14 protein-coding genes and 2 pseudogenes are annotated in these 13,933 nt (G+C 55.5%); 9 read left to right on the top strand and 7 right to left on the bottom strand.

The features are described from left to right. The first annotated feature begins 35 nt into the window (after positions 1-35). Positions 36-494, top strand: a complete 459-nt coding sequence (locus tag OAN307_RS13735; RefSeq protein WP_015500289.1) for a DNA polymerase III subunit chi — start codon at positions 36-38, stop codon at positions 492-494. Here the strand turns inward: OAN307_RS13735 and OAN307_RS13730 are convergent, their stop codons facing one another. The 3 genes from OAN307_RS13730 to OAN307_RS13720 form a co-directional block, all read right to left on the bottom strand. Then, positions 495-1,064, bottom strand: coding sequence for a retropepsin-like aspartic protease family protein (locus OAN307_RS13730; protein WP_044043750.1), 570 nt, complete (start codon positions 1,062-1,064; stop codon positions 495-497). Positions 1,065-1,070: 6 nt separating this feature from the next. Next, complete coding sequence (locus OAN307_RS13725) at positions 1,071-1,694, bottom strand: MarC family protein (protein WP_015500287.1); 624 nt, start codon at positions 1,692-1,694, stop codon at positions 1,071-1,073. 107 nt (positions 1,695-1,801) lie between these two features. Beyond that, complete coding sequence (locus OAN307_RS13720; protein ID WP_044043749.1) at positions 1,802-3,658, bottom strand: ABC-F family ATP-binding cassette domain-containing protein; 1,857 nt, start codon at positions 3,656-3,658, stop codon at positions 1,802-1,804. A 107-nt stretch (positions 3,659-3,765) separates the two neighbouring features. On the opposite strand from OAN307_RS13720, the gene ndk reads away from it, so the two are divergent. Further along, positions 3,766-4,188, top strand: coding sequence for a nucleoside-diphosphate kinase (ndk, locus tag OAN307_RS13715; RefSeq protein ID WP_015500285.1), 423 nt, complete (start codon positions 3,766-3,768; stop codon positions 4,186-4,188). 92 nt (positions 4,189-4,280) lie between these two features. After that, complete coding sequence (locus OAN307_RS13710; protein WP_044043748.1) at positions 4,281-5,102, top strand: DMT family transporter; 822 nt, start codon at positions 4,281-4,283, stop codon at positions 5,100-5,102. A gap of 13 nt (positions 5,103-5,115) precedes the next feature. On the opposite strand, the gene OAN307_RS13705 is transcribed toward OAN307_RS13710, so the two are convergent. Continuing rightward, positions 5,116-5,583 (bottom strand): transglycosylase SLT domain-containing protein, encoded by a 468-nt coding sequence (locus OAN307_RS13705; protein WP_015500283.1) that lies wholly within the window; start codon positions 5,581-5,583, stop codon positions 5,116-5,118. Between the two features lie 59 nt (positions 5,584-5,642). Then, a complete protein-coding gene (locus tag OAN307_RS13700) occupies positions 5,643-5,969 on the bottom strand; it encodes a TfoX/Sxy family protein (RefSeq protein WP_015500282.1) in 327 nt (108 codons plus the stop codon). A 782-nt stretch (positions 5,970-6,751) separates the two neighbouring features. Between OAN307_RS13700 and OAN307_RS13695 the strand changes: the two genes are divergently transcribed. The 6 genes from OAN307_RS13695 to OAN307_RS28055 all read left to right on the top strand — a co-directional run bounded on the left by OAN307_RS13695 (position 6,752) and on the right by OAN307_RS28055 (position 11,408). After that, positions 6,752-6,964, top strand: coding sequence for a hypothetical protein (locus OAN307_RS13695; protein WP_015500281.1), 213 nt, complete (start codon positions 6,752-6,754; stop codon positions 6,962-6,964). A 63-nt stretch (positions 6,965-7,027) separates the two neighbouring features. Next, entirely contained in the window at positions 7,028-8,449 is a 1,422-nt protein-coding gene (locus OAN307_RS13690) for a circularly permuted type 2 ATP-grasp protein (protein WP_044043746.1), read from the top strand. Continuing rightward, positions 8,449-9,390 carry an alpha-E domain-containing protein gene (locus OAN307_RS13685; RefSeq protein WP_015500279.1) on the top strand — a complete coding sequence of 314 codons (942 nt, stop codon included), beginning with the start codon at positions 8,449-8,451 and terminating at the stop codon, positions 9,388-9,390. The genes OAN307_RS13690 and OAN307_RS13685 overlap by 1 nt, the downstream gene beginning before the upstream one ends. Next, positions 9,391-10,188 carry a transglutaminase family protein gene (locus OAN307_RS13680; RefSeq protein ID WP_015500278.1) on the top strand — a complete coding sequence of 266 codons (798 nt, stop codon included), beginning with the start codon at positions 9,391-9,393 and terminating at the stop codon, positions 10,186-10,188. 34 nt (positions 10,189-10,222) lie between these two features. Then, positions 10,223-10,954, top strand: a complete 732-nt coding sequence (locus OAN307_RS13675) for a proteasome-type protease (protein WP_015500277.1) — start codon at positions 10,223-10,225, stop codon at positions 10,952-10,954. Positions 10,955-11,153: 199 nt separating this feature from the next. Continuing rightward, on the top strand, positions 11,154-11,408 hold the full coding sequence (locus tag OAN307_RS28055) for a hypothetical protein (protein WP_144055581.1): 255 nt from the start codon (positions 11,154-11,156) through the stop codon (positions 11,406-11,408). A 149-nt stretch (positions 11,409-11,557) separates the two neighbouring features. Here OAN307_RS28055 and istB read toward each other — a convergent pair. Both istB and istA read right to left on the bottom strand, forming a co-directional pair. Continuing rightward, positions 11,558-12,350: pseudogene (istB, locus tag OAN307_RS13670) on the bottom strand (IS21-like element helper ATPase IstB). Between the two features lie 70 nt (positions 12,351-12,420). Then, positions 12,421-13,795, bottom strand: a pseudogene (istA, locus tag OAN307_RS26515) (IS21 family transposase); the annotation flags it as partial. Positions 13,796-13,933: the final 138 nt, after the last annotated feature.

Genomic DNA, 13,933 nt, shown 5'->3' with positions numbered 1-13,933 from the left:
TGGTGATTAGATTTTTTTGAAACAGGATTAACACAGTGGGCTCTGTCTATTTCTATCATCTCACCAGCGCATCGGTGGAACAGACGCTGCCGATGTTGCTGAACAAATCCCGCGACGCGGGATGGGTGGTTGAGGTGCGTGGGCGTGATAAAGGGGCGATGGAACGGCTTGATCAAGCGCTGTGGGGCGGTCCGGCTGAGGCGTTTTTACCGCATGGATTGGCGGGCGGCGATCATGACGCTGAGCAGCCGATTTTGCTGACTTACGCAACGGGTGCTGGCCATACACCGACCTGTCTGATGTCGGTGCATGGCGCCGATATCAGTGCGGACGAGGCGCACGCGGCACAACGGAGCTGTGTGCTGTTTGACGGCCATGACGGCGACGCCTTGGCCCACGCGCGGGTGCAGTGGAAAACCCTAAAGGACGCGGGCTGTTCGGCGCAGTATTGGAGCCAAGCGGCAGGGAAATGGGAAAAGAAAGCCGAGACGTAATCAGCGGTTCAAAATCAACACATCGCGGCGGATTTCGATGGATTCAAATCGGCTGAGGTAAGACATGCCGAGCAGGGAGTTTTCCATTTGGCCACTGTTCACGCTGGCGCGCACCTGCGTGTCGCTGATGTCACCGAGGTCAACACGGTCAAGTCTGACGGGCGCTGTCGCAACTTCGCCGTTCGCGGTTTGGGCGATGCCAATGTAGGCAAGGGTGTCGGGGTTGAGACCGACGCGGGCAGCGTCCGCTTGATTTAACACAACTTGGCTTGCACCTGTATCGACCAAGAAATCGACGTCTATACCGTTGATTTGCAAAGTTAATCTAAAATGGTTGTCGCGGCCTTTGGGGACTTCGACGCGGGCTTCAGTGAAGGTGGCCTGATGCTGGAAAAAGCTGCGGCTGATTTCGTCCCATCCGCCCGCACCAAAGATCACACTGCCAAAAATCAAGACCCAGATAAGGGCGTTGCGCATCCTCGCCGACTTGAACAAGGAGCCGAAAAGCGACAGGCTAAGTATAAGCAGCAGGGCGATTCCTACAATTTTTCCAACATCCATACCCAGCATATAGGGCTAGGTTCCCAAACCAAAAGAGCGCAGCCCGTCGAGAACGAATTGCACGGACAGCGCGGCCAGTAGCATCCCCAACAGGCGGGTGACGACGGTGATGCCGGTTTTACCAAGCAGACGTTCAATGGTGCTGGCGCTGAGGAACATCAAAAATACCAAGGCCATAATTGCCAGCAGTACGCCCATGACGGCGGCATAGTCTTTGGTGCCTTCCGTTTGGCCGACCAGCAGGATGATTGTAGTGATCGACCCCGGGCCCGCGATGAGGGGGATCGCGAGCGGGAAGACGGATGGATCGTCATCGTCGATGTCTTCTTCTTCAGCGCGGTCTTCGCGGCGTTTTTGGCGGCGTTCAAACAGCATGTCGAGCGCTGTAAGGAACAGCAATATGCCGCCCGCAATTCGGAATGCGGGCATTGAGATACCAGCGAAAGCCAAGATGTTGTGACCGAATATCGAGAACACCAGCAAGATGCCAATCGACACAACGCAGGCGCGGATCGCGATGGCGCGGCGTTTCTGCGTCGACATTCCAGCGGTGAGTGCCACGAAAAGTGGCGCCAGACCGATGGGGTCGATCACGACAAACAACGCGACGAAGGCGGTGATGAGGAATTGCGGGTCCATGACAGTGATCCTTTACCGGTCGCCCGTGGATCGCAAGGCTGGGACGCTCCGCGGGAGATATTTATGAGACAAAGACAGAGCGTAGCAGAGGCAGAAGAAGAAGAGAGTTAAGGCTTGTCGGCAGCGTCCAGCCTTTCGAGGGCGATCATCCACAGGCTTTCGGCCTTTTTCAGAGCCTCGCGGATTTCGGCGTATTTGCGATTCCATGTTTCAAGTTCACCGACGCGGGCATCTTCGTAAAGCGCAGGATCGGCAAGTTTCTTGGACAGTTTATCGGCCATATCATTAATTTTATTGACACGGTCTTCGCATTTGCGCACGTCGGCTTTCATTGCCAGCAGTTGTTCGCGGGACGCTTTGGGCTTTGCGGGTTTTGGTGGTTTGGCCTTGTCAGCTTTGCGCGTATCCGGCGTTAGCAACATACGGCGGTAGGCCGGAAGGTCATCGTCATAGGTGGTGACGCGGCCGTCTTTGACCAGCCAGAGGCGATCCGCGACGAGGGACAGCAGGTGCATGTCGTGGCTAACAAGGATCACAGCGCCTGTGTATGCGGTCAGCGCTTCGACGAGGGCTTCGCGCGATTGGATGTCGAGGTGGTTGGTTGGTTCGTCCAGAATCAGCAGATGCGGCGCGTCAATGGTGGCCAGTAACAGTGACAGGCGGGCTTTTTGACCACCCGAAAGGCGACCGACTTCGGTGTCGGCCTGATCGGCGCCAAGGCCAAATCCGGCAAGACGCGCACGCAGGCGGGCCGGGCCTTCGGCGGCGCGTACGCGGAACAGGTGTTCTAGCGGGGTCTCATCAACGTAGAGTTCATCGACCTGATGTTGGGCGAAGAAACCGATGCGCAGTTTGTTGGAAGACGAAAATTTGCCACCCATCTTTTCAAGGCGACCCGACAGCAGTTTGGACAGCGTGGATTTACCTTCGCCGTTGCGCCCAAGCAACGCGATGCGGTCGTCTTGGTCGATCCGCAGGTCGAGTTTATCCAACACGATCGTGTCACCGTAGCCGACAGATACGCCTTCGGTGGCAATGATTGGTGGCGACAGTTCTTCGGGCTTGGGGAACGTGAAAACAGTGCGTGCCGCATCTTCTGGCATGCGGATTGTTTCCATTTTTTCGAGGGCTTTTACGCGTGACTGCGCCTGTTTTGCCTTGGATGCTTTGGCTTTGAAGCGATCAACAAAGGCCTGTAGGTGGGCCCGCTTGAGGTCTTGTTTCTTGGCAGCTGATGCAACCAACGCACGCTTTTCGGCGCGCTGTTTGACAAACATATCGTAATTGCCAGTGTAATAGATCAGGCCCTTGTCTTCGAGGTGCAGGATACCGCCCACGGAGCGGTTCAGCAATTCGCGGTCGTGGCTGACGATCAAAACCGTGTGGGGATATTTCACCAGATAGTTTTCAAGCCACAGCGCGCCCTCAAGGTCGAGGTAGTTTGTCGGTTCGTCGAGCAGCAACAGGTCGGGTTCGCTGAACAGCACGGCCGCAAGCGCGACGCGCATGCGCCAACCGCCCGAAAACGCCGAACAGGGTTGCAGTTGTTCAGGGGCGGTGAAGCCGAGACCCTTGAGGATTGAGGAGGCGCGCGCTTCGGCGGACCATGCGTCAATATCCGTAAGTCGGGTCTGAACGTCTGCGATGCGGGTGGGGTCGGTTGCGGTTTCGGCCTCAGCCAGCAGGTTCACCCGTTCAACGTCTGCGGCCAGAACTGTGTTGAGGAGCGACACTTCGTTGCCCGGCACTTCTTGAGAGACACCGCCAATTTTCCAGCCTTTGGGCATGGAAATCCCGCCCGTGTCCAAGACCATTTCACCACGAATAATGCGGAACAGCGTGGTTTTACCCGTGCCATTGCGCCCGACAAGGCCAACCTTATGGCCCGTCGGAATCGTGACGGTGGTGTTTTCAATCAGGGTACGGCCCTGCACGGAATATGTGATTTCTGAAATGCGTAACATGGAGGGGCATTGCCATGGTGCGGGGCGGCGGTCAATCAGGTGTTTTCAACGCTTGGGCTCCGTGCTAGCAGGCGCGCAAATCTTTCATCCTAAACGAGGTACACTCAATGGCTATCCAGCGCACATTTTCGATCATTAAACCAGACGCCACAAAGCGTAACCTGACAGGCGCGATTGTCGCAAAATTTGAGGCCGCAGGCCTTCGCATCATCGCATCTAAGCGCATTCAGCTTTCACTGGCACAGGCGCAAGAGTTTTATGGCGTGCATTCCGAGCGCCCGTTCTTTGGCGAACTGACCGAATTCATGGTTTCCGAGCCTATTGTTGTTCAGGTTCTTGAAGGCGAAGACGCGATTGCGAAAAACCGCGAAGTTATGGGCGCGACGAACCCTGCCGACGCCGCTGACGGCACAATCCGCAAAGAATTCGCGCTGAGCATCGGCGAGAATTCCGTGCATGGGTCGGACGCGCCTGAAACGGCTGCAGAAGAAATCGCTTACTTCTTCTCTGGTCTTGAGCTGGTCGGCTAAGCCACCTAGCGTTCGAAATTATGGGCCTCGTCGGTGTGATCCGGCGGGGCCTTTTTCGTTTGAGTACCTGCGTCCATTCAAGGATCTTCCGCATGCCACTTTTCGTGCTGATCGCCGTTGTTATGATGAATTTCGCCGCCAATTCCGTGCTCAGCCGCGCTGGGATTTACCTGTTTGGTATGGACCCGTTGCTATTTTCAGGCATTCGGTTGGGGTCGGGGGCGGTGATGTTGGCGGCTTTGGTCAGTTTGCGCGGAGGGTGGCCGGCCCTGGACCGTGCGCGCAGTCTGACGGCGGGTGCGTTGTTAATATACTTGGTGCCGTTTTCGCTGGCCTACCTGACGTTGCCGTCGGGTGTGGGCGCGTTGATCCTGTTTGGGGTCGTGCAGATCACGATGTTTGCCGGATCTGCCTTGGCAGGCACGCAGCCGACGCTGCGCCAATGGCTGGGCATGGGAATCGCGATGGCGGGATTGGGCTGGCTGCTTTGGCCGTCCGAGACATTGGCGTTAGACGGGCTTGGTGTCGCGTTCATGGCTTTGGCAGGCGTCGGCTGGGGCGTGTTTTCGCTGCGTGGACGCGGATCGCGCGATCCGTTGGCGGATATGGGGCTGAGCTTTGTTGTGTTGCTGCCCGCCGCGTTTGTGTTGATGCTATTGGGTGGCGGTTGGTCGCCGGCTGGCGCGGTGGTCGCGGTGGTGTGTGGTGGTGTGACGTCCGGCCTTGGCTATGCGCTGTGGTACCGCGTTTTACCACAGATCGCCGCGACAACAGGGGCGGTGGCGCAGCTAAGTGTGCCGGTCATCGCAATCATCGCGGGCGCAGTTTTGTTGGGTGAGGTCGTCACATTTGATATCGTGATGGCGTCAATGGTGGTGCTGGGCGGGATCGGGGTGGCGGTGATGCGACGCTAATTTATATCGCGCACTAGCAGTCGCGACGCACTTCGCGGTTTCGCAGTCCGGTTTCAACCAACAAACAGCGATCGCGGGCTTCGTAGTAATATCCACGTGCGTACCATCCCACGGCGGTATCGATATCTCCGTCCGAGATCAGCCACGCGCCGCGCAGATAACGCCCCGCATAGATCAGGTTGGTTTCTGCGATCAGAAGTTCGCTTGGCGCGCCAGTAAACCCCATGCCCCGCGCGGTTTGCGGTAAAATCTGCATCAATCCGTAGTAGGGCCCATTGCGGGCCTGCGCGCGGTAGTCGCTTTCGCGCTGGATGACCGCGTGAAGCAGGGCTTCGGGGATCTCATGGATCGCCGCATATTTCACGATCAGCGCGCGCATTTGCGGCGTTTCATTCGGATAAAGGGCGGCTTGCGGCGCGCGTTCGGGGGCTTGGGAACACGCCGTCAGCGCAAGACCAAAAATAAGTAGGAGGTATTTCATACCACAACCTTAGTGGTTCGGGGTTGGGCGCAACAGTGGATCGGTTCTGGCCGCGCGATTTATTGCCGATCAATCAGGCCGATCTGATCCATGAAAGCGTCCAGTTCAGATTTGGCGGTGTTGAAATGCGCGGCTTTCAAAGCGTCGAAGGTCATGCGCAGCGCCTTCTTTTCTTCTCCCTTGCAATCGTTCCACGGGCGGCCCTGTAACGCCATGTGCAAGGTGTAATAGCCGATGAAATGCGGTGGGTTTCCGGTTTGCAAAAGCCGCGCATATGCCGCGTCCGCGCCCATGTTACGCAGGTCTTGCGCTGTCATGATGCCAGCTGCGTTGTACATTGCTTGTGATGCGGGACCGATGTTTCTGATGGTCGATATTGCTGCCATCTTCGAACCCTAACGTGGGGTCGATAAAAGGACCAGTGGGTCGGCGGCGCGGGTGAGGGAGGACACCTCGCCAGCGTGTTCACTGATCGGCTTTACGCTACCTGACCAAAGAGATCAGCGGCGCAGACGTAAAACGAATTGCTCGAACCTAAATGCTCGCGAAGTCTTTGAAGAGGACAGGCTTGAAGACGGTGGGCTTGGGCGGTTCTGGGCGGCGCCGCGTATAATGGGGCGACGGTTGCGGGGGCGATGGAATTGGCGTTTGGGGTTGCGTCGGCATGGTGCGGTTCCTCTTTGCCTTTGGTGTCAGCCTCATGACGGTCGGAAAAACCGTCTAAATACTGGCCTGCTGTTGTGCCATGATGACACCTAAGCACGCGATGAAGGTCCCGGCGCGGCGCTATTATGGCAAAAATGGGGCACTTGGGTCTGCTTGCCGCGTAAAAGCAGGATCGTGGGCGCAATAGCAGGCACCCTGTGGGGCATTTGGAGGGTAAATCTGTAGATCACTCGTATTATGTTGATGTTCGGTTCAGCTTTGCCGCTAAATGTCATGCCAATGCCCATATATAGACGGCCTTGCTGCCGCATCCGGTTGAGAGTCATTTCGATGACCTGCTTGGGCGGGGAATGAGCAACACATTCTTAAAACATCTACCTAGGATTGCGCCGACAGTAGCTATTTTGGCCGTTGGGTCTGGACGTGGCTTTGGGTGCTGGTACGACAGTTGTGCAACCAGCGAGCGACGAACTAGGCGTCGATTGAATATGCATCGCGCTGGATGAGCGTGAACAAAACCGATATGGCACTGGCATCGCAACTGGCAGGGATCGTCGCGAACTGTCCCGAGGCGCGTCTGCTTCTTGGTGGGCCAACACAGCAGTATCTCATAAACGCCAAACCATCGTGTCTGGTGTTTATTTTTGTGCTGTTTTTGCGGCAAGATATTCATCACTTCGCTTCGGTAGGTAATCCAAAGACCAAGTATCCTTAGTAAACTGCGAAAATGGGCCTATCGCTCATTGCGCCTCGTTTCGGTTCGGGTCATGCTGCTTGGATGGTTAAAACAAAGTTTTTTGACGAAATGCGATCTGGTGATGGCGCGCGTGAACCCTATGCAAAGTACGACGCGTGGTTTGCCCAGCAGAACAATGAACGCTTGGCGCAAAAGTCCGCCGAGGCCGAAGCGTTCTTTATGCGAACCGGTATCACGTTCAACGTGTATGGCCAGTCCGACGCAGAAGAACGGCTGATTCCGTTTGATCTGGTTCCGCGTATAATCTCAGACAAGGAATGGACAAAGCTGTCCAAAGGCATCGAGCAACGCGTCTATGCGATCAATGCGTTCTTGCATGATGTTTATAACAGACAGGAAATTCTGCGGGCTGGTATTGTACCAACTGAACTGATCGCCAACAACGACGCGTTCTTGCCGCAGATGATGGATTTCACGCCACCGGGCGGGATTTATACCCACATTGTTGGCACTGATATTGTGCGCACTGGGCCTGATGATTTCTTTGTGCTCGAAGACAATGCGCGCACCCCGTCGGGCGTGAGCTATATGCTGGAAAATCGCGAGACCATGCTGCAGATGTTCCCCGAATTGTTCGCATCAATCAAGGTTAAGCCGGTCAGCGATTACCCGAAAAACCTGCGCCGCGCGCTTGAGGCGTCAGCGCCACCGTCTTGCAAGGGGCGGCCCTGTGTTGTGGTTCTGACGCCGGGGATTCACAATTCAGCCTATTACGAACACAGCTTTCTGGCTGATCAGATGGGTGTTGAACTGGTTGAAGGCCATGATCTGAAAGTTGTGGACGGTCATATCGCTATGCGCACCACGCGCGGTTACAAAGTGATCGACGTGATTTATCGCCGTGTGGATGATGAATTCCTTGATCCGCTGACGTTCAATCCGACGTCGATGCTGGGCGTTCCGGGCATCATGGATGTCTACCGTGCGGGCAATATCACGATCACTAATGCGCCGGGAACAGGTGTTGCGGATGACAAAGCGATCTATAGTTATATGCCTGACATTGTTAAGTTTTATACGGGCGAACGGGCGATTCTGAAGAACGTCGAAACCTATCGATGTTCCGAACCGGACACGCTGAAATATGTTCTTGATAACCTTGCTGATCTGGTTGTTAAAGAAGTGCACGGATCTGGTGGCTACGGCATGCTTGTGGGGCCTGCTGCCAGCAAAAAAGAAGTTGCGGACTTTGCAGTGAAATTGAAAGCGCGGCCTTCGAACTATATCGCGCAGCCAACGCTGGCGCTGTCGACCGTGCCGATTTTCACCGATGCAGGTCTTGCGCCGCGTCACGTCGATTTGCGCCCGTTTGCGTTGATGTCACCGAAGGGCGTTAACATCACACCAGGTGGCTTGACGCGGGTGGCGTTGGCCGAAGGGTCGCTGGTGGTGAATTCATCGCAAGGCGGTGGCACCAAAGATACGTGGGTATTGGAAGACTGATGCTGGGAAAAACCGCAGGTGGTCTGTACTGGATGTTCCGCTACCTTGAGCGGGCGGAAAATACCGCGCGCTTGATCGAAGCTGGATTTCGCATTGCGCTGACACGGTCTGATGATGCCGAAGCTGAATGGAAATCAGTGATTGTGACGCTGGCCAGTCAAGCCAAATACAAGACCAAACATACAAGGTATGACAGCACGCAGGTGGTTGATTTTCTGTTGCGCGACCAGACCAATTCCGGTTCAGTTTTGTCGATGGTCAAATCCGCACGCGACAACGCGCGCTTGACCCGCACAGCCCTGACGACCGAAGTCTGGTATGCCGTCAACGACACGTGGATGTTGTTGAAAGAATTGCTAAAAAACCAAATTCCCGAGACCGAGCTTCCAGCCGTGCTTGCTACGATCCGCCAGCAATCGGCCTTGGTGCGCGGTGCGCTGGTTGGGACGATGTTGCGCAATGATATGTATTATTTCTGTCGCCTTGGCACCGCCCTTGAACGGATGGACAACACGGCGCGAATTATTGATGTGAAATACTATGCGCTGCTGCCGTCGCCGGCGTTTGTCGGCAGTAAGATGGACAATGTGCAGTGGGAAACCCTGTTGCGGTCCGTGTCAGCACACCGCGCTTTTCGTTGGGCCGTTGACGATGACTTTGCAGCGCCTGCTATTGCCAAGTTTTTGATCTTGGACGACCGTATGCCGCGGTCGCTAGCGTTTTGTGCGGGCGAGATCACTAAGAACCTTGACCATTTATCGGACAGCTATGGCGAGAGACTTGGATCGAACGATCAGGCGGATGCGCTTCAGGCCTTGTTTAAGGGCCGTGATATCGGGTCAATTTTTGAAGAGGGTCTGCACCAGTTTGTAACCCGTGTCATTGGGGAGACGTCGCGATTGGCGGGTCAAATCGAAGGGGACTACCGGTTCACCGGCTAAATGAAACTGCACATCAGCCATAAAACGGATTACGCCTACAGCATACCCGTAGGGTACGCGCTGCAAAAGGTGCGCCTGCGCCCACTGACAAATCCGCTTCAAACGGTGCTGGATTGGAAGATCACCGTCAACGGCGGTAAAATCGAAACCGGATACTCGGATCACTACGGCAACCATGTTGATCTGTGTAGTATCCAACAGGGCGGGCAATCGTTGCAGATTGTTGCTCGTGGAACGGTTGAAACTGTCCCAACGAGCGGTGTGCTGGGCATGGTTTATGGCCGCGCACCGCTTTGGCATTTCTTGCAGGCAACTGATAAGACGATGGCAGGTGACAGGGTTAAGGCGCTTGCAAAGTTGATCGGCCAAGAAGGGTCGGTTCTGGACGGGTTGCATGCGATGTCTGCGGCTGTGCTGGGTGCTGCGCCCTACACCATCGGTGCTACAAACGCGCAGACCAGCGCCGAAGACGCGTTGCGCATCGGGGCAGGTGTCTGCCAGGATCACGCGCAGATTTTCATATCCGCCGCACGGGTTGCGGGCGTTCCGGCGCGCTATGTCAGCGGCTACTTGATGATGAACAAAACTGTGGACCAAGACGCAAGCCATGCTTGGGCTGAAGCGCATATCGACGGGTTGGGCTGGGTCGGGTTTGATGTGTCCAACGGCTATTCCCCCGATGAACGATATGTGCGCATTGCCGCGGGGCGTGACGCCAGTGATGCATCGCCGATAAAAGGTCTGCGTATGGGCAATGCCGACGAGAGCCTAATTGTATCTTTGCAGGTGCAGCAGTAAGTATAGAGCTTATAGAATCCGTCAAGGTATCAAAATGACTTACTGTATCGGCATGCGGCTCAATCAAGGGCTGGTATTCATGTCGGACACCCGCACCAGCGCGGGCGTCGACAATTTTGCCGTCGCCAAGAAAATGTTCACATGGAATGTTCCGGGCGAACGCGCGATTACCATCATGACGGCAGGCAATCTGGCGACGACCCAGTCGCTTATTAGCCTGTTGGAAGAACGATCAAAATCGCCCGAGGATCGAAATCCAAGCATTTTGGCTGCCGATACGATGTTTCAGATCGCGCGACTGGTCGGCGCGACCCTGAAAGAGGTCATCGCTGACAGCGCCCCGAGCGGGCAGACCGCTAGCGACAAGTTTGGCGCGTCCGTCATTGTCGGTGGTCAGATCCACGGCGGCCAACCGGCGATTTTCATGATCTATCCGGCGGGAAATTTCATTGAAGTAACGGAAGACACACCGTTTTTTCAGATCGGCGAGACGAAGTATGGCAAGCCGATCCTGATACGGGCCTATGACCCCGCGATGAGTTTTGAAGACGCGGTGAAATTGCTGTTGGTGTCATTTGATTCAACCGTAAAATCCAACCTGTCCGTCGGCATGCCGTTCGATTTGCAAATTTACGAATCCGGGTCGTTGGACAGCAGCCGCGTGTCACGGATCGAAGAGGATGATCCGGTGTATCATGCGATTTCATCGGGTTGGGGCGCTGCGCTGCGCGACGCGTTCACAAAACTGCCCAGTTATCGTGTCTAGCAGGTGTCCATGGGCAGACCGCGTGGCGGCAGACTGAAAATCAGCGAATTTATGACTGTGTGCACACGTATGGCGCGAAAAAAGGGTCTGAAAGCCTAAAAGTCAGGCATTTTAGACATGTCGCCATTTTTTTGATCGACTGCGGTACATTGTCATGTTCGTTGACGCGCATATTGGTATGGACCAGTAGGGAGTTGGAATGCTGATTTTCGCCATACATTTGGCTCCCGTGGTAGGTGTTGTGTTAGTCTGTAAATATCATAAAAATAAATGCTTACGTCATTTTGGAAATCTAAATGTTGCGGGATTTGTTGCGTGCTATTCCAACAAATCTTTGACCATGCTTATGGGGCTAATCACGATGAATGCGGTCGGCCAAGTAGTAGATGCCAAGCATCATGCTCAGAACCAGTTGAACAAGAAAAAACACAAACAGGTGTCAACGCCGGACTAAAAGTGCGCTACTTGGTGGGATCTTGCCGGATTAAAACTGCGCCACTTTGTTGGATGTAGGTTTGTCCATAGTCCCGCACGGCGAAGTGCCCCCACAGAGCGACGAAGCTGTGCGGGGCTGTGGTCAAACTGGAGCGCGGTGTTTGCGCTTTAGGATTTTCCCGATTGGCGGCTGTGCTTGAGGCGGTAGCTTTCACCATTCATTTCCGGGATGTGAACATGGTGGGTCAGTCGATCAAGAAGTGCGCCTGTGAGGCGCTCAGACCCGAATGTGTTGGTCCATTTGTCGAATGGTAGGTTGGACGTTACGATTGTTGATCCGCGCTCGTAGTGTTGTGAGAAGACCTCAAATAGCAATTCTGCACCGATTGGCGATAGTGGCACATATCCCAGTTCATCCGCTGCCCGGCAGCGTATGCTTGCATGCGCGAGAGGGGATGATCAGCAGGCTGTATTTGCTCAGTTGCTGCTGCAGACGCAGCAGGCGCTTCTCATCCCGGGCTTCGAGGAGTTCGTGCGCCAACGCCGATGCGGTGATGAAGCCGACAGCCAGACCCTTCTGACAGGCCGTCAGCCCAAGGCCGAGAGCAATATGCGTCTTGCCGGTCCCGCTGTTTCCTACGGCGATGATGTTCTCGTTACGGGAGATGTAATCACAGCGCGCTAGCTCCATCACCAGCATCTTGTTCAACTAGGGCATGGCCTTGAAGTCGAAGCTGTCCAGACTTTTGGTGGCGGGGAACTTCGCAGCCTTGATCTGCCGTTCCACCATACGCCGTTCCCGATCGATGAGCTCCAGTTCGGCGAGGCGCAAAAGGTAGCGGGAATGATCGACCCCTTCAGCCGCGCATTGTTTGGCAACTTTGTCATACTCACGCAGGAAAGTCGGCAGGCGCAGGGCCTTTAGCTGATGGGCCAGTAACAGCTGGGGCGTGTCGGTCATGACCCACCTCCCGACAGAAGCGCCATGTAGTCGCGAGCGGATGTGACGGCAACGTGGGCTTTTGGCAGATATCCATGAGGCGGCGCAGGATGATGAAGGCTTCGGGCAATTCCCAATCAGCCAACGGGGCTGCCTTGCCCGACGGCCATAGGCCGTCTATCTCATAATTGCGCGCATCTGCGCGCGGGCGCATTAGTCTTCTGCTCGATCAGCGCCAAATAGTGAAGCGGATCATAGATGTAATCCTCTTTCTTCCAAGACCGGGCATGACGAGCAATGACGTCAGCTTCACAGGCAATCACCACCTCATGCACATAGCCACGCACCAGAACTTCCTGATGACCGAAGGCTGTTGGAACAGAATAATCATTGCCGCGATACCGTACGAGCGACAGTGAACTCACCCGAACAGATTGTTTGTCGCAGGCGTCATAGGGAACAACTGGCAAAGGCTGAAGCCGCTCCGTATCAGCCACAAATCGTTCGCCAATCGTGCCTTTGTGACCACGCAGCTTGTCATCCATGCGCTTGCAGCATCGTTCGGCCAGATGGGCATTAAGATCATCAAAGCTGGCAAACTGAGGCTTCGGAACCATGAAGTTCCGTTGGGTGTACCCCACCGCCCCTTCCATTGCCCGGCAGGCGATTGCATAGCAATCTGACGAGAGGGGACTTTACCTTTGTCATTCCCTTTACCCGGGCGGCCAAACCGATCCTCAAACAGATAATGGGACACCAGTTCTGAGAACACCCAAGTTCGTTTGCGCTGGCCGTCCCCCAGAATGCGGGCCACCATTGCCCGACAGTCGATGCTTTGCATCGCCGAGAGGGGCAATCCGCGTGTTGTCGTACAGGATCGACACAGGTACGCCGCCGAAGAACGCGAACGCCGCGACATGTGCATCACAGAACGCCTCGGTTGTCTCGGCCGGGTACGCCTTCAAAAAACACGCATCTGAATGTGGTAAGTCCATCATCAGAAAGTGGATCTTCCGTTCAACCATTGCCCGGCAGGCGATGCTCGCATCACCGAGAGGGGCCGCCGATGATGGCAAGCGCCTCACCAAAGTCAGCCTGAGCATGACCTGGTGGATGTGATAGAGGCACAAACATCTCCCGCTGACGCTGTTTGGTCGCGAAGACGTAATCCTTCACAATCGTCATGCCCCCAGCAAAGCGATGCTCATCCACTGCCCGGCAGTCGATACGAAGTATCGATGAGAGGGACGCAGTCGTTCAAATATCCGCTTCGACGTGTGTCGCTGCTTCTTGGGGACCAGTTTGTCTGCCTCAAGGGTCTCAACGATGATCCCCGTATACGCATCCAGCTTTGGGCGACGGATCGCTTTGTCGCGCCGATAACCTGGCGGGATCGAAAACCTCAGCATCTTCTCAACAGTGCGACGGTTGATCCCAAAAATACGCGCCGCTTCCCGACGGCTCATGCCATCAACAAGAACGGCGTGACGAACGCGTCCATATAATTCCACGTGCTTCAATCCCGCCCCCCGTCAAAACGAAGGGCCTAGCAGGACAGGCCAATCAGCCTATCTGCAGCCGGATAATCCAGCCGCTAAGTGGTG

This window comes from Octadecabacter antarcticus 307 (assembly GCF_000155675.2).
GTDB lineage: Bacteria > Pseudomonadota > Alphaproteobacteria > Rhodobacterales > Rhodobacteraceae > Octadecabacter > Octadecabacter antarcticus.
This window is presented reverse-complemented; position numbering and strand designations above follow the sequence as displayed.